Source organism: Streptomyces sp. NPDC058691, assembly GCF_042714775.1.
Classification (GTDB): domain Bacteria; phylum Actinomycetota; class Actinomycetes; order Streptomycetales; family Streptomycetaceae; genus Actinacidiphila.
Map to the genome: position 1 here is coordinate 17404 of NZ_JBHXSO010000041.1, position 14531 is coordinate 31934.

Below are 14531 nucleotides of genomic sequence, written 5' to 3' on the forward strand. Positions count from 1 at the left end.
CCGGCCCGGTCAGCCGGCCTTCTTGCGTGCCGCCGTCTTCTTGGCCGTGGTCTTCTTCGCGGCGGTCTTCTTGGCGGCCGCCTTCTTCGCCGGGGCCTTCTTGGCGGCGGTCTTCTTGGCGGCGGCCGGCTTCCCGGCCGTCCCGGTCTTCGCGGTGTTCGCCGTGCTCCCCGTCTTCTCGCCGCCGCGGGCGTCGATGCTGGCCTGGAGCGCGGCCATCAGGTCCACCACGTTGTCGGGGGCGGAGGTCACCTCGGCCGTCTCGGGCACGGGCTCGCCCTCGAGGCGGGCGGCGACCAGGGAGTCCAGCGCCTTCTGGTACTCGTCGTGCAGGGACTCCAGGTCGAAGTCCTCGGAAAGGGTCTCCATCAGGCTCTGCGCCATCTTCAGTTCCTGCGGCCGCACGGCGACGTTCTCCGGCGGCGCCAGCCCCCCGGCGTCGCGCACCTCGTCGGGCCAGTACATGGTGTGCAGGACCAGCAGCTCCTCGTGGACGCGGAGCAGCGCCAGCGACTCGCGGGTGCGCAGGGCGATCTTCGTGACGGCTGCCTTGCCGCTGGTGGCCAGGGCCTCGCGCAGCAGGACGTACGGCTTGGACGCGGCGGCCTCGGCCCCCACGTAGTAGGCGCGCGACAGCGAGAGCGGGTCGATCTCGTCGGTGTCGACGAAGGCGAGGACGTCGATGAGCTTGCGGCTCGGCAGCGGCAGCTGCGCCAGGTCCTCGTCGCTGAGGACCGCTGTGCGCCCGCTCTCGTCCTCGTACCCCTTGGCGATCTCCGAGTAGGGGACCTCCTTGCCCTCCTTCTCGCAGAACCGCTTCATGCGGATGCGGCCGCCGTCCTCGGCGTGCACCTGGTGCAGGGAGACGCCGTGTTCCTCGGTGGCCGCGTAGAGCTTGACGGGAATGGAGACCAGCCCGAAGCCGATCGCACCTTTCCACATGGATCGCATACTTTCGTCCCTTTCCGGGGACTTTCCACACTATGCCCGCCCCGTCAGCCTCGCCCGACCGGCAGCCGGCCGAGGTGGACGGCCGTCAGGTGGTCCTCACGCACCTGGACAAGGTCGTCTTTCCGGCGACCGGCCACACCAAGGCGCGGCTGCTGCGCTACTACGCCCGGATCGCCACGGTGATGCTGCCGCACGCCGCCGGCCGCCTCGCCTCGTTCGTCCGGGCGCCGGAGGGGCCGCACGGGCAGGCGTGGTTCGCCAAACGGCCGCCCGCCGGCACGCCCTCCTGGGTGACGACGGCCGGCGATCCGAAGGAGCCGCACGTCGTCGTCGACTCCACCGCCACCCTCGTCACCATGGCCAACCTCGGCGGCTGGGAGCTGCACGTCCCCCAGTGGACGGCGGCCGCGGGGCGCGAGGCCCACGACCGGCTCGTGCTCGACCTCGATCCCGGGGAGGGCGCCGACCTCGTCCTGTGCTGCCGGGTCGCCGAACGGCTCCGCCAGATGATGGACGACGACGGGCTCACCGCCTTCCCCGTCACCTCCGGCAGCAAGGGCCTGCACCTGTACGCGCCGCTGGAGCCCGCGACCGGCAGGGCGGTCAGCGGCTACGCCAGGGCGCTGGCCGGGCGGATGCGCGACGAGCACCCCGGTCTCGTCCTGGTCTCCATGACCCGCAGCCTGCGCCCCGGCAAGATCTTCATCGACTGGTCGCAGAACGCCTCCGCGAAGACCACCGCCTGCCCCTACACCCTGCGGCTGCGCGACCGCCCCGGAGTGGCCACCCCGGTCACCTGGGACGAGGTCGCCGCCTGCCGAGCGCCGGGGGACCTGGTCTTCGGTCCCGAGGACGTGCTCGGCCGCGCCGACCGGCACGGCGACCTGCTGGCCGGCCTCGACGACGGTGCCGCCCGGGCCCGGCTGCCGTGACCGATCCCGTCCCGCCGCCCGTCGTGGTGATGCTCGCCCGGCGCGTTGAGACCGTCCCCGAACCGGACGCGCTGCCCGGCGGCTGTGCGTACGAGCCGAAGTTCGACGGCCACCGGATGGTCGTGCTCACCGACCCGGTACGGCTCCAGACCCGCTCCGGAAGGATCGTCACCGACACCTTCCCCGAACTGGCCGAGGCCGCGCGGGCGCTGCCGCCCGGCACCGTCGTGGACGGCGAGGTCGTCATCTGGCGCGACGGGCGGATCGACTTCGGCGCGCTCCAGCGGCGCGCCCTGGGCGGCACCCGCAGGCGCCCGACGGCACCGCCGCCCGCCAACTACGCGGCGTTCGACCTGCTCGCGGCCGGCGGCACCGACCTGCGCGGCCGCCCCTACGACGAGCGCCGCGCCGCCCTGACCACCCTCCTCGCGCCGCTCGGCCCGCCGCTGCAGCCCGTCCCCATGACCACCGAACGCGACGAGGCCCTGCACTGGTACGCCTCCCTGGCCGCCTCCGGCATCGAGGGCCTGGTCGTCAAGGGCCGCGCCCAGCGCTACCGGCCCGGCCGCCGCGACTGGCTCAAGCTCCGGCACTCCGTCCCGCAGGACGCCGTCGCCATCGGCTTCACCGGCACCCCCCGCGCCCCGCGCGCCCTCGTCCTCGACCTCGGCGACGGCCCGCTGGCCTCCGCCGCCCTCGACGCCCCCCTGCGCGCCCAACTCGCCCCCCTCCTGACCCCCTCACCCCGCGCCACCGCGGCCCTCGACGACGGCACCCCCTACCGCCCGCTGCCCCGGCCCCTCCCTGTCGAGATCCTCCAGGGCGCCGGCCGCCACGCCCTCACCACGGTGCTGCGCCTGCGCCCCGTGCCGTGACCTCGCGGAAGAGGCCCGGCACCCCGGCGGAAAGGCCGTTGAGCGGCGGCCGGTGCCCGCATACGATGGCGCGTCGCCACCCGGCCGTCGCCACCCGTGATCCCCCGCTCCCAGGAGACCCCTTCCGCCATGCGCGCGTTCTTCCATGCCGTCCGCCTCCTCGGGCTCCTGCTCGGCTTCTACGTCATGGCTCTCGGCCTGCTCGCGGCGATAGTGGCCGCGAACGTCGTCCTCTTCGACGCGGCACTCAAGGGGGGTTACGTGACCTTCCTGTTCGTGGGCGTCAGCGTCGCCTTCGCCTCGCCGCTGGTGTCGGGACTGCTCGCCTCCGTCCGCGGGATGAACCGCCACCGGCCCGCCGCGCTGCGGGTGAGCCCGGACGAGCAGCCGGAGTTGTGGGCGCGCGTCCTCAAGGTGGCCGCGGCGATGGACACGTCCGCCCCCGCCGAACTCTGGCTCGTGGCGGAGCCGGTGGCGGCGGTCTGGCAGAGCTCCTGGCTGCTCGGGCTGGTCGCCGGGCGGCGGCGGATGGTGCTCGGCATCCCGTACCTCACCGGACTGACGGAGCGTCAGCTCGACGCGGTCATCGCCCACGAACTCGGCCACTTCGCCCGGCGCGACACCTTCCTGGCGGGACTGGCCGCCCGCAACCGCGCCGGCCTGACGCGGGTCCTCGACCGGTACGCCGAGGACGGCAGCGGCATCGGCCACGCGATGGGCTCGCTGTTCGCCGGCTACGCCCGCTTCTGCCTGCGGGTGACCCAGGCCGAGGCGCGCCTCGGGGAACTCGCCGCGGATCGCGCCGCCGCGCGGATCGCCGGACGCGACACCACCGCCGCCGCCCTCCGCCGTATACCTCTCGTCACCGCCGCGCACACCCGGTACCTGCGCGAGTACGCCGGCATCGGCATCGAGCTCGGTCTGCTCCCGCCGGCCGGGGAGGTGCACTCCGGCTTCGCCGCGTTCCTGGACAGCGACACCTGGCGCGAGGAGGAGCGGCGGCTGATCGCCGACCCGCCGCGCGAGAAGACCTCGCCCTACGACTCGCACCCCCCGATGCGCGAGCGGGTCGCGCTGATCGAGGCGCTGCCCCCTGACGCCGCCGGGACGTTCCCCGACGGGCCGTCCCCGGTGGCGGCCGGCCTGCTCGACGACCCCGCGGGAATCGGTTCCCGCACCGTGCTGGCGCTCCCGGAGGCGGCCGGGCTGCGGCAGCTGCCGTGGCGGGAACTGGCCGCCGCGGCGGGTACGGCGGAACTCGACGCCGAGACCGTGCCGGTGCTCCGGGCGGGCCGCGCGGTCCTGCGCAGCCCCGCGGACCTCGCGGCGCTGCTGGACACCGTCGACGCCGGACGGTGGCCGGAGGTCGTCGACTGCATGCCGCGCACCGGCGACGTGGGCCACATGCTCCTCGACGACTCCCTGCGGGCCCGCAACGAGGCCGCCGCCGCCGACCAGTTGTACTCCCTGGCGCTGACGTCCCTGGTCGGGTCCGGCCGGGCCCGCTGGGACCTGGACTGGGAACGCGGCAAGCACCTGGAGTTCGACGAGGGCGTGCACGCCGCCCTGGACCGCGCGCTGGACGCCGCCCTGACCCCGTCGGACGGCGCGGAGCCGGACACCTCGCAGCTGCGCGGACTGCTCGGGCTTGCCGTGGACCGGGCCCCGGCTCAGCCCTGACGCGCCGGACCCGGGACCTCACGGGTCCTGGCCCAGCGCAGCAGCGTGTCCGCGTCCCAGGTGGTGACCACCCGTTCCGGCGGGACGCCGCACTCCTCGGCGCGGGCGCAGCCGAAGATCTGCCAGTCGAGCTGGCCGGGCGCGTGGGCGTCGCTGTCGACGGCGAAGAGGACCCCGGCGTCGACCGCCTCGCGCAGGAGCCGGCGGGGCGGGTCGAGGCGGTCGGGGCGGCTGTTGATCTCCACCGCCACGCCGAAGCGCTCGCAGGCGGCGAAGACCAGGTCCGCGTCGAACTCCGACTCCGGGCGGGACTTGCCGCGCACCAGGCGGCCGGTGCAGTGGCCGAGCACGTCCACCAGGGGATTGCTGACGGCGGAGACCAGGCGGCGGGTCATCTCGTCCCGTCCCATCCGCAGTTTGGAGTGGGCGGAGGCGACCACCACGTCCAACCGGCCCAGCAGATCCGCGCTTTGGTCGAGGGACCCGTCCGCGAGGATGTCGCACTCGATGCCGGTCAGCAGCCGGAAGGGCACGGGCAGCCGTTCGTTCAGTTCGTCGACGACCGCGAGCTGGGCGCGCAGCCGGTCGGCGGTCAGGCCGCGGGCGACGGTCAGCCTCGGGGAGTGGTCGGTGAGCACCGCCCACTCGTGGCCGAGCGCCGCCGCCGTGCGGGCCATGGTCTCGATGGGGCTGCCCCCGTCGGACCAGTCGGAGTGCAGATGGCAGTCGCCGCGCAGCGCCGCCCGCAGCCGCTGCCCCGCGTCCCCTTCGGGCCGTGGCACGGCGTCCGTCCCGCCGCCCTCCTCCAGCCGGGTGAGGTAGGCGGGACGTGCGCCCGCCACCGCCTCCCGGACGACGGCGGCGGTCTTCGGCCCCAGCCCCTTGATCTCCTCCAGGGCGCCGGAAACGGCCGCGCGCCGCCGGAGCTCGTCCGGCGGCAGCGCGGCGACCGTGGCGGAGGCGCCCCGGAAGGCTTTCACCCGGTAGGTCGGGGCGCCGTCCCGCTCCAGCAGGAAGGCGATCCGGTCCAGCGCCTCGACGGGGTCCATGCCTCCAGGATCAGGTCTTGTTGCGGAACCTCGCCACCGCCAGCGGCGCGCTGATCACGGTGATGCCCACCGCCCACATCAGCGTCATCATCACCGAGTGCGCCACCGCGCCCCCGTTGATGAGGTTGCGGGAGGCGTCCGCGAGGTTGGACAGCGGGTTGTAGCGGGTGAAGGCCTCCAGCCAGCCCGGCATGGTCGTGGGCTTGGCGAAGATCGAGCTTCCGAACTGCAGCGGCAGGACGACGATCATGGACAGCCCCTGGACGGACTGGGGGGTCCGGGCGACCAGACCCAGGAGGATGAAGACCCACATCAGCGAGGCCCCGAAGGTCAGGGAGAGCACCACCGCGCTCACCAGGCCGAAGACGCCGTTGTCCACGTGCAGGCCCAGGATGAAGCCCATCGCGAGCAGGATGACGGTGGCGACCAGCGCCCGGCCGATCTCGACGACGATCTTCGCGATCAGCACGGAGGAGCGGGCGATCGGCATGGTCCGGAAGCGGTCCATGACCCCGGTCTTGAAGTCCGAGTTGACGCCCGTGCCGACGGCCATCGCGATGTTCATGCCCATCATGGCCATCAGGCCGGGCACCATGTAGTTGACGTACTTCTCCTGGCTGCCCTCCAGCGCGCCGCCGAAGACGTACACGAACAGCAGCGTGAAGACGATCGGCATCAGCAGCGCGTCGAACATCGACTCCGGGTCCTGCCGGATCTGCAGGACGTTGCGCCGCACGAGGGCGCCGATGTGCCGGAGGTTGGCCCGCAGCCCGATCCGCGGATCGGCGTCCACGGCCACGGCGGCGGGCGCGGCAGGGGCGGTGATGGCGGTCATGCGGCGAGTTCCTCTCGCTCCTTGGGGGTCCTGCTGCCGTGCGTGACGGCCAGGAACACCTCGTCCAGGCTGGGCAGATGGGTGTCGATGCCGGCGATCGCGAAGCCGTGCGTGCCGAGCGCGGCCACGATCTCGGTCAGCTGCTCGTCGCTGATGATCGGCACGTTGAGCACGCCGTGCGCGTGGTCCGGGACGGCCTGCGCGCCCGTGCCGAGGGCGGTCGCCATGGCGTTCAGCGTGCCCGGGTCGACCGGGCGCACCTGGAGGGTGCGGCCGCCGACCTTGGCCTTGAGCTCCTCGACCCGGCCGCCGGCGATGACCCGGCCGCGGTCGATGACCGTCAGCTCGTGGGCGAGCTTCTCGGCCTCCTCCATGTACTGCGTGGTCAGCAGCACGGTCGACCCCTCCGCGACCATGTTCTGCACCTCGTCCCACACCTCGTTGCGGGTGCGGGGGTCCAGACCGGTCGTCGGCTCGTCCAGGTAGAGCACCGAGGGGCGGCCGATCATCGATGCCGCCAGGTCCAGGCGGCGGCGCATACCGCCGGAGTACTCCTTGGCGGGCTTGCGGGCCGCCTCCGTGAGCGAGAACCGCTCCAGCAGTTCGTCCGCCCGCGACCGGGCCTCGCGGCGCGGCAGGTCGAGCAGCCGGCCGATCATGTACAGGTTCTCGCGGCCGGACAGCGACTCGTCCACCGAGGCGTACTGCCCGGTCAGCCCGATCACCCGCCGCAGCTGCCGCGGCTGCGCCATCACGTCGTACCCGGCCACCATCGCCGTGCCGGCGTCGGGCCGGATCAGCGTGGACAGGATGCGCACCAGCGTCGTCTTCCCGGCCCCGTTCGGTCCCAGCACCCCGAGTACGGTCCCCTGCCGCACGTCCAGGTCCACTCCGTCGAGGGCTTTCGTCTCCCCGTAGCGCTTCACGAGCCCCCGCACCCTCACGGCGGCGTCCGCGCTCTTCACGTCTCGCTGTGTCATGCCCCCCACCTTGGCGGGGTCCGCTGACAGGACACCGATATCGTGCCGACGCGGCACTGACGGGCCGCCGGCACGGGGCGCCGAGGGGACGGAGGGGGCGGACGGCATGCGGCACGCAGGGGGCATCACGGCGGCGGCGCTGGTGGTGGCGGGGTGCGCGATCGGGGTGGGCGCCGCCTGGCCGCTGGTCTCAGGGGACGCGGAGCCGGACGCCGCGGACGTCACCGGCGTCTGGACCAGCCCGCGCGGCGGACGGCTGGAGTTCTCCGGGGACGGCCGCGTCACCGCCGGGAACATCACCCTGGCGCCCGCGTGCGACCCGGACGGCGTGCGCCCCGAGGGCGCCCGCGTCTCCGGGACCGGTCGCTGGACGATCGGGGCGTTCCCCGACGAGGCACCCGGCGCGGTGATCGACTTCCGCCCGGCGGACGGGCCGGTGCGGTCCTGCACGGTGTGGACGGTCCTGCGGCGGCCGGACCGGGCGGAGATGTACCTCCTGCAGGACGACGGCGCGGGCGAGGTCTACGCGCGCGCCCCGGAGCAGGTCTCCGGACAGGGCCGGGAGAACGGCTGAGGGGGGACGCGCATCGCGCGTCCCCCCTCAGCCGTTCCGGGCCGGCAAGGCTCAGACGTTCACCGACACCAGCCGCTGTCCCTGCGAGGTGATGACGTCGAACCGTGCGATGTCGTCCGGGTGCATCCCCGCGGACCCGCCCAGCGACAGCGGCTGCGGCTGCGCGGAGGTGCCGTAGCCCGCCGTGGGGACGCTCCAGGTGGAGACGGTCTGCTGGGCCCCGTCCTTGCCGATGGCGACGAGGCGGCAGGTGAGCGGGCCCTGGACGCCGGAGAGGGTGAGGCCGATGTCGGTGCCCCACTTCTTGTCGTTGACGCCGACGGTGGCCTTGACGCCCGTGGAGGTGTCGGAGCTCTTGAACTCCTGGGCGTACGTGTGCGTCGCCCCGGAGTCCGAGCCGCCGCCGGAGGCCACCACCGCGACCGTGGGGCCGCCGATGATGAGGGCGACCGAGGCGGCGAGCGCGAACATCCTGCGCCGGGCCCGGGTCTTGCGCTCGTCGGAGACCTTGCCCAGGAGCTTGCCGAGGCCCGCGTCGCCGCTGGGCAGGACGGGGGCGCCGGCGCCGGCGGGGGCGAGTTCGGCGAGGACGGGCACGAGCCCGCTCAGCTCGTCGAGCTGCTGCCCGCACTGGTGGCAGATGGCGAGGTGCTCCTCGAAGCGCGCCATGTCGGCGTCGTCGAGCACACCGAGGACGTAGGCACCGACGTCGACGTGCGGGTCGTGGGGGGTACCTGCCCCGGAACCGTAACCGTAGACCGTCACGAGGTGGTCACACCCCTTTCCTCAAGAGCGATTTTCAGTGAGCGGAGGGCATAGAAGACCCGCGAGCGCACGGTGCCGGGCGGTACCCCCAGCGCCGCCGCGGCCTCGTTGACCGTCCGGCCCTTGAAGTACGTTTCGATCAGCACCTGGCGGTGGGCCTCGGTGAGATCTTCCAGTGCGTCGGAGATCGTCATCAGCCTCAGGGAGCGTTCGAGTTCGTCCTCGGCCGGGAGCTGGTCGAGGGCGGCCGGGGAGGCCTCCGGTGGCCGTGCCTGACGGCTCCGGTGGCCGTCTATCACGATCCGCCGGGCGACCGTCACCAGCCAGGGCCGCAATGACCGGGCGCCCGGGTCGAGCCGGGAAGCGCTCTTCCACGCGCGCAGGAGGGTTTCCTGCACGACGTCCTCGGCCAGGTAGCGGTCACCGCCGACCAGCCGAAGGACGTATGCGAAGAGCGCGCCCGCGTGTTCGCGGTAGAGCGCCCGCATGAGGTCCTCTTCGGGGACCCCACCAGAGCGATGGTCGGCCACGAGCGCATCCTGCCCTACTGATCGCCGCGGGTCGAGTCCGCGCAATGCCTGCTGTCCCATCAGTATCCGTCTGACCCGTTCTGGGTGGTTGCGCTCTTCGCCCGTGCACCGGGCCCGGCCTTCTCGCCTTGGGTGTCCGCCGCGAACCAGACCCTGTCCACGCCCTGGCCCTTGGTGTCGCCCGGGTTCTTGTCGCCCGTGAAGCGATAGAGCGGCCAGCCGTTGAGCGTGAGCTGGAGGGAACCGTCGGGACGCTTGACGCTGCCGACCAGGTTCTGGTCCACGCCCTGCACCTGGGTGTCGGAGACCGCGGCGGCCGGCTGCCACCGGGTCGCGCACGGGCCGACGCAGGTCGAGGTCGGCGGGACGTTCTTGTCCTGGTCGAAGCGGTAGAGGACCCAGCCCTGGTTGTCGGTGGCGAGGGTGCCCAGCTGGGCGTTGTCCACGGTCCGCAGTCCCGCCGCCGGCTGAGAGGCGGAGGGCTGGGGGAGGACCGCGTCCACCGGGGGTCCGCTGCCGCCGCCCGCGTTGCAGGCGGTGGCAGCGACCAGCATCGCGGCGGCGAAGGCCCCCGCGACCACTGATCGGTGCAGCTTGGTAAGGCTCATGCCAAGGCCCCCGGCAATCCTGGTCGGTGCTCCGCCCCCTGGTGGGCGGTTGCCCACTCATACGCGCGGGGGGCCGGGTGTACTCAACCGCCCCGGAAAAAACTTCCGCCCCGGGGAGGGGGATTCCCGGGGCGGAAGCAGGCGGCATGGCGCACCGCCGTTCAGGAGGGTCCTGGGACGGCCTGAGGCCTCGGTGGGATCCCGGCGGGACCCCGGTGAAACCTCAGTGGAAACTGTGCTCCGCGGCGGGGTAGGCACCGCCGGTCACGTCCTCCGCGAAGGCCTTCGCGGCGCCGCCGAGAGTCTCGCGCAGCGCGGCGTACTGCTTGACGAAGCGCGGCACGCGGCCGCCCGTCATCCCCGCCATGTCGGTCCACACCAGCACCTGGGCGTCGCACTCCGCGCCCGCGCCGATGCCGACCGTCGGGATGTGCAGACTGCGGGTGACCTCCGCCGCCAGCTCCGCCGGGACCAGTTCCAGGACGACGGCGAAGGCTCCCGCGTCCTGCACGGCCTTGGCGTCCCGCAGCAACTGCTGCGCGGCCTCCTCGCCGCGGCCCTGCACGGTGTAGCCGCCGAAGGCGTTGACCGACTGCGGGGTGAGGCCGACGTGGGCCATCACGGGGATGCCGGCCTGGACCAGCAGCTCGATCTGGTGGGCGGAACGCTCGCCGCCCTCCAGCTTCACCGCGCCCACCCCGGCCTCCTTCAGCAGGCGGGTCGCGCTGCGCAGCGCCTGTGTGGGGCCCTCCTGGTACGAACCGAAGGGCAGGTCGCCGATCACCATCGCGCGCTTGGTGCCGCGCACGACGGCGGCGGAGAGCATCGTCATCTCGTCCAGCGTGACGGGGACGGTGCTGTCGTAGCCGAGGTGGCAGTTGCCCATCGAGTCGCCGACCAGCAGCACGGGGATGCCGGCCTCGTCGAAGACGGAGGCGGTCATCGCGTCGTAGGCGGTGAGCATGGGCCACTTCTCGCCGCGCTCCTTGGCGGCGGCGATGTCCCGGACCGTGATGCGCCGGGTGCCCTTGCCCCCGTACAGCGCCTTGCTGCTGTCGGATGCGGACGGGGCAGGCGGCTGGGCAGCCGAAACGGCGTGCGTCATCGCAACGCTCCTTGTATGTCATCTCGAGGCGCCCTGACGGCGTCCCCGGACCGTTTCCATGCTGACACGACCTGCCGTCCGCGCAAAGAGGGAGTCCGGTCACGTCGCTTTGCCGAGGTTTTACAATACGAGACGGTCCCGTATCGAAATGCGGGTCTAGCGTGAGAACATGTCCGCCGACGTGCCGCAGAACCGGCCCCTCAGCGTCCCGGAGGCGGTCCATCGCCGCCGCTGGGCGATCCTCAGCGTCCTGTTGCTCAGCCTCCTCGTGGTGGTGCTGGACAACTCGATCCTCAACGTGGCGATGAAGACCATCGCCGAGCCCGCCCCGACCGGCCTGGGCGCCACCCAGAGCCAGCTGGAATGGGCGATCAACTCCTACACGCTGGTCTTCGCCGGCCTGCTCTTCACCGCCGGTCTGCTCGGCGACCGGATCGGCCGCAAGAAGGTGCTGCTCTTCGGCATGGTCGTCTTCGGCATCGGCTCGGTGCTGTCGGCCTTCGCCGGCTCCTCCGGGGAGCTGATCGGCTTCCGCGCCGTCATGGGCTTCGGCGGCGCCTTCGTCATGCCGGCGACCCTCGCCATCATCATCAACGTCTTCGAGCGCGAGGAGCAGCCCAAGGCGATCGGTATTTGGACCGGCGCCGTGGGCCTGGCCATCGCCATCGGCCCGGTCACCGGCGGCCTGCTGCTGCAGCACTTCTGGTGGGGCTCGGTCTTCCTGGTCAACGTGCCGATCATCGCGGTCGCGCTGGTGGCGATGGTGCTGCTCGTCCCCGACTCCCGCGACCCTCGGCCGGGTCGGCTCGACCCGATCGGTGTGCTGCTGTCCATCGTCGGCCTCGTGCTGCTGGTGTACGGCATCATCAAGGGCGGCCAGCTGGCCGACTTCGGCGCCCCGGAGGCCTGGACGACCATCGTCGGCGGCCTGCTGATCCTGGGGGCGTTCGTCTGGTTCGAGGCGCGCAGCACGCACCCCGCCTTCGACGTGGCGTACTTCCGCAACCCGACGTTCTCGGCCTCGGTCTCCGCGATCGGCCTGGTCTTCTTCGCGCTCATGGGCGTGACGTTCTTCATGGTCTTCTACATGCAGAGCGTGCGCGGCTACAGCGCCCTGGAGTCCGGTCTGCTGCTGCTCCCGCTGGCCGTCGCCCAGCTGATCTTCGCGCCGCGGGCCCGGCTCGTCGTCGACCGCTTCGGCGCCCGGGCGACCTGCGGCGCCGGCCTCGGGCTGATCGCGCTGTCCTTCCTCGGCTTCCAGCTGCTGGACGGGGACAGCCCGATCTGGATCCTGGAGCTGCTGTTCTTCCTGATGGGCACGGCCATGGCGCACGTCATGCCGCCCGCGACCGTCGCCATCATGTCCTCGCTGCCCCGCGAGAAGGCCGGCTCGGGCTCCGCCGTCAACAACACCTTCCGGCAGGTCGGCGGCGCCCTCGGCGTGGCAGTCCTCGGCTCGGTGATGTCCACGGTCTACCGTGACGGCATCAAGGACCATCTGACCGGCCTCCCCGCCGGCGTACAGCACCAGGCCGGCGAGTCCATCGAGGCGACCAGGGCCGTCGCCGAGCACATGGGGCCCGCGGGCAAGGCGCTCATCGGCCCCGCCACCGACGCCTTCATCCACGCCATCCACGTCACCGCCTGGGCCTCGACCGCCGTCGCCCTGCTCGGGATGGTCGTCGTGCTGCTCTTCCTGCCGAGCAAGGCCGCGGCGGCGCGGTCCACGGGCGGCGAGGAGCGTGAGGCCCGTCCGGTGGAGGCGGGCAGATGACTGCGCCGGTACCGGCGCCGGTGACGCCCGCGCGGGAGAACTCCGGGGCCGTACGGCCCCGGTACCCGCGCGGGCGTCCGCGCAGTGCCGAGGCCGACTCCGCGATCGTCGAGGCCGTCCTGCGGCTCATCGAGGAGGGCGCCACCATCGGCGGGCTGTCCATGGAGGGCATCGCCCGCGCCGCGGGCGTCGGCAAGTCGACCGTCTACCGGCGCTGGCCCGGCAAGGACGCCCTCATGCTCGACGTCCTGCGGTCACTCGACGAGGAGGCGCCGGAGCTCGCCGGGGTCTCGGTCCGCGACGACCTGGTGACCTGTGTGGAGTTCATACGGCGCCGCGCCCTGATGAAGCGGTCGTCCGCGCTCATGCGCAACGTACTGGCCCAGTTCCAGAACGTGCCCGAGCTGTGGGCCGCGTACCACGACACGGTCATCGTCACCCGCCGCCGGCAGGTCGCCGAGGTCCTGGCGCGCGGCATCCGCGAGGGCGAACTGCGCGACGACGTCGACCTGGAACTCCTCGGCGACCTCTTCGTGGGCCCTATGCTCTCCCGCGTGATGCTGCGTCCGGAGGCGTCGCTTCCGGACGGGCTGTCCGAGCAGATCGTGGACTCGGTGCTGCGCGGAGTGCGCGCCGCGCCCTGAGCAGGGAGCAAACGGGCGGAATGTGCCCGTTGTGTCACAGGCGGCCGCCCGCCGCGCCTTGCGGGAACCCGCCGCCCGGCGCGCCCCGTCCTTCCTGTGTCGATCCCCTATGGTCGACTGAGCACTTCGCAAGACAGTGAGGACTTCCCCCATGGCGCAGGCGTACGACGCGGACGTGACCACCGAAGGCGGCGGCAAGCCGCGACGCGGGTCCGGCGCGGCGGGACGATTCAGGCGTTATGTCGGGAAGTTCAGGGACGGCATGTGGCGGCGCGGCATCATCACCGCCGTACTGGCCGTCCTCACGGCCCTGGTGATGGGCTTTCACGGAGCCCTGCCCAACCGGATCGGCAACGTCGGCAGCCTGCTGGAGACCTTCCTGCCGTGGGTCGGGCTGGCGATCCCGGTGCTGCTCGTGGTGGCCCTGCTGCGGCGCTCGGCGACCGCGCTGATCGCGCTCCTGCTGCCGCTGCTGGTCTGGGTCAACTTCTTCGGCGGCCTGCTGTCCGACAAGCACACCGGCGGCGGTGACCTGACCGTGCTCACGCACAACGTCAACGCCGACAACCCCGACCCCGCCGGCACCGCCCGCGACCTCGTCGCCTCCGGTGCCGACGTGATCGCCCTCGAGGAGATCGCGGCCGGCCAGGCGCCCTCGTACGAGAAGGGCCTGAAGGGCGCCTACCGGTACCACTCGGTGCAGGGCACGGTCGGGCTGTGGAGCAAGTACCCGCTCACCGGCGTGCGTCCGGTCGACATCGGGCTCGGCTGGGTCCGCGCCATGCGGGCCGCGGTCACCACTCCCGACGGCGAGGCCGCGGTCTACGTCGCCCACCTGCCCTCGGTGCGGGTCAAGTTCAACGCGGGCTTCACGGCGGGGGAGCGGGACCACAGCGCCGACGACCTCGGCGAGGCCATCGCCGGGGAGAAGCTGCCCGACGTGATCCTCATGGGCGACCTCAACGGCACCATGAACGACCGCTCGCTCGCCAACATCACCTCGCAGATGCGCTCCACGCAGGGCGCGGCCGGCCACGGATTCGGCTTCAGCTGGCCCGCCGGCTTCCCGATGGCGCGGATCGACCAGATCCTCGTGAAGGGCGCGGAGCCCACCGACTCCTGGGTGCTGCCGGCGACCGACAGCGACCACCGGCCGGTGGCGGCGAAAGTGGCACTTTCCTAGCAGACGGGTTTAACACGCCGTTCGTCTGTGGGTGACACCACGGGAA

Annotated in this window: 15 protein-coding genes; 7 read left to right on the forward strand and 8 right to left on the reverse strand. The window is 72.5% G+C overall.

Features of this window, described 5'->3' with window-relative positions; genetic code table 11:
• Positions 1–9: 9 nt before the first annotated feature.
• Positions 10–951: a Ku protein gene (locus ACFWVC_RS26270; protein ID WP_384290920.1), complete on the reverse strand. Its 942-nt coding sequence runs from the start codon at positions 949–951 to the stop codon at positions 10–12.
• Positions 952–983: 32 nt separating this feature from the next.
• On the opposite strand from ACFWVC_RS26270, the gene ligD reads away from it, so the two are divergent.
• The 3 genes from ligD (at position 984) to ACFWVC_RS26285 (ending at position 4438) form a co-directional block, all read left to right on the forward strand.
• Positions 984–1883: a non-homologous end-joining DNA ligase gene (ligD, locus tag ACFWVC_RS26275; RefSeq protein ID WP_384290922.1), complete on the forward strand. Its 900-nt coding sequence runs from the start codon at positions 984–986 to the stop codon at positions 1881–1883.
• Positions 1880–2758 (forward strand): ATP-dependent DNA ligase, encoded by an 879-nt coding sequence (locus ACFWVC_RS26280; protein ID WP_384290924.1) that lies wholly within the window; start codon positions 1880–1882, stop codon positions 2756–2758. Before ligD ends, ACFWVC_RS26280 begins: the two co-directional genes overlap by 4 nt.
• Positions 2759–2887: 129 nt before the next feature.
• The gene (locus tag ACFWVC_RS26285) at positions 2888–4438 is read left to right on the forward strand and encodes a M48 family metallopeptidase (protein WP_384290927.1); all 1551 of its coding nucleotides are present in this window, start codon (positions 2888–2890) and stop codon (positions 4436–4438) included.
• Here ACFWVC_RS26285 and ACFWVC_RS26290 read toward each other — a convergent pair.
• The 3 genes from ACFWVC_RS26290 to ACFWVC_RS26300 are packed head-to-tail and all read right to left on the reverse strand — an operon-like array spanning position 4429 to position 7302.
• Complete coding sequence (locus ACFWVC_RS26290) at positions 4429–5487, reverse strand: PHP domain-containing protein (RefSeq protein WP_384290929.1); 1059 nt, start codon at positions 5485–5487, stop codon at positions 4429–4431. The two genes, ACFWVC_RS26285 and ACFWVC_RS26290, sit on opposite strands and share 10 nt — an antisense overlap.
• A gap of 10 nt (positions 5488–5497) precedes the next feature.
• Positions 5498–6322, reverse strand: coding sequence for an ABC transporter permease (locus tag ACFWVC_RS26295; protein ID WP_384290932.1), 825 nt, complete (start codon positions 6320–6322; stop codon positions 5498–5500).
• On the reverse strand, positions 6319–7302 hold the full coding sequence (locus ACFWVC_RS26300; protein ID WP_384290935.1) for an ATP-binding cassette domain-containing protein: 984 nt from the start codon (positions 7300–7302) through the stop codon (positions 6319–6321). The genes ACFWVC_RS26295 and ACFWVC_RS26300 overlap by 4 nt, the downstream gene beginning before the upstream one ends.
• 106 nt (positions 7303–7408) lie before the next feature.
• On the opposite strand from ACFWVC_RS26300, the gene ACFWVC_RS26305 reads away from it, so the two are divergent.
• Entirely contained in the window at positions 7409–7876 is a 468-nt protein-coding gene (locus tag ACFWVC_RS26305; protein WP_384290938.1) for a hypothetical protein, read from the forward strand.
• 51 nt (positions 7877–7927) lie between these two features.
• On the opposite strand, the gene ACFWVC_RS26310 is transcribed toward ACFWVC_RS26305, so the two are convergent.
• The 4 genes from ACFWVC_RS26310 to panB form a co-directional block, all read right to left on the reverse strand.
• Complete coding sequence (locus ACFWVC_RS26310; RefSeq protein WP_384290939.1) at positions 7928–8641, reverse strand: anti-sigma factor family protein; 714 nt, start codon at positions 8639–8641, stop codon at positions 7928–7930.
• Positions 8638–9231: a sigma-70 family RNA polymerase sigma factor gene (locus ACFWVC_RS26315; protein ID WP_384290942.1), complete on the reverse strand. Its 594-nt coding sequence runs from the start codon at positions 9229–9231 to the stop codon at positions 8638–8640. The genes ACFWVC_RS26310 and ACFWVC_RS26315 overlap by 4 nt, the downstream gene beginning before the upstream one ends.
• Complete coding sequence (locus ACFWVC_RS26320; RefSeq protein WP_384290945.1) at positions 9231–9779, reverse strand: hypothetical protein; 549 nt, start codon at positions 9777–9779, stop codon at positions 9231–9233. Before ACFWVC_RS26320 ends, ACFWVC_RS26315 begins: the two co-directional genes overlap by 1 nt.
• 223 nt (positions 9780–10002) lie before the next feature.
• Entirely contained in the window at positions 10003–10884 is an 882-nt protein-coding gene (panB, locus tag ACFWVC_RS26325; RefSeq protein ID WP_384290950.1) for a 3-methyl-2-oxobutanoate hydroxymethyltransferase, read from the reverse strand.
• A gap of 169 nt (positions 10885–11053) precedes the next feature.
• On the opposite strand from panB, the gene ACFWVC_RS26330 reads away from it, so the two are divergent.
• The 3 genes from ACFWVC_RS26330 (at position 11054) to ACFWVC_RS26340 (ending at position 14485) form a co-directional block, all read left to right on the forward strand.
• Positions 11054–12658, forward strand: coding sequence for an MFS transporter (locus ACFWVC_RS26330; protein ID WP_384290953.1), 1605 nt, complete (start codon positions 11054–11056; stop codon positions 12656–12658).
• Complete coding sequence (locus ACFWVC_RS26335) at positions 12655–13302, forward strand: TetR/AcrR family transcriptional regulator (protein WP_384290958.1); 648 nt, start codon at positions 12655–12657, stop codon at positions 13300–13302. The genes ACFWVC_RS26330 and ACFWVC_RS26335 overlap by 4 nt, the downstream gene beginning before the upstream one ends.
• A gap of 262 nt (positions 13303–13564) precedes the next feature.
• Positions 13565–14485 carry an endonuclease/exonuclease/phosphatase family protein gene (locus ACFWVC_RS26340; RefSeq protein ID WP_384291137.1) on the forward strand — a complete coding sequence of 307 codons (921 nt, stop codon included), beginning with the start codon at positions 13565–13567 and terminating at the stop codon, positions 14483–14485.
• The last annotated feature ends 46 nt before the right edge of the window (positions 14486–14531 follow it).

Bases quoted from the DNA above. Each gene is read 5' to 3' on its own strand.
- ACFWVC_RS26315 (WP_384290942.1), bottom strand. From the start codon at position 9,231: ATGGGACAGCAGGCATTGCGCGGACTCGACCCGCGGCGATCAGTAGGG.
- ACFWVC_RS26330 (WP_384290953.1), top strand. From the start codon at position 11,054: ATGTCCGCCGACGTGCCGCAGAACCGGCCCCTCAGCGTCCCGGAGGCG.
- ACFWVC_RS26290 (WP_384290929.1), bottom strand. From the start codon at position 5,487: ATGGACCCCGTCGAGGCGCTGGACCGGATCGCCTTCCTGCTGGAGCGG.
- ACFWVC_RS26295 (WP_384290932.1), bottom strand. From the start codon at position 6,322: ATGACCGCCATCACCGCCCCTGCCGCGCCCGCCGCCGTGGCCGTGGAC.
- ACFWVC_RS26340 (WP_384291137.1), top strand. From the start codon at position 13,565: ATGTGGCGGCGCGGCATCATCACCGCCGTACTGGCCGTCCTCACGGCC.
- ACFWVC_RS26335 (WP_384290958.1), top strand. From the start codon at position 12,655: ATGACTGCGCCGGTACCGGCGCCGGTGACGCCCGCGCGGGAGAACTCC.
- ACFWVC_RS26300 (WP_384290935.1), bottom strand. From the start codon at position 7,302: ATGACACAGCGAGACGTGAAGAGCGCGGACGCCGCCGTGAGGGTGCGG.
- ACFWVC_RS26320 (WP_384290945.1), bottom strand. From the start codon at position 9,779: ATGAGCCTTACCAAGCTGCACCGATCAGTGGTCGCGGGGGCCTTCGCC.
- ACFWVC_RS26270 (WP_384290920.1), bottom strand. From the start codon at position 951: ATGCGATCCATGTGGAAAGGTGCGATCGGCTTCGGGCTGGTCTCCATT.
- ACFWVC_RS26305 (WP_384290938.1), top strand. From the start codon at position 7,409: ATGCGGCACGCAGGGGGCATCACGGCGGCGGCGCTGGTGGTGGCGGGG.
- ligD (WP_384290922.1), top strand. From the start codon at position 984: ATGCCCGCCCCGTCAGCCTCGCCCGACCGGCAGCCGGCCGAGGTGGAC.
- panB (WP_384290950.1), bottom strand. From the start codon at position 10,884: ATGACGCACGCCGTTTCGGCTGCCCAGCCGCCTGCCCCGTCCGCATCC.
- ACFWVC_RS26285 (WP_384290927.1), top strand. From the start codon at position 2,888: ATGCGCGCGTTCTTCCATGCCGTCCGCCTCCTCGGGCTCCTGCTCGGC.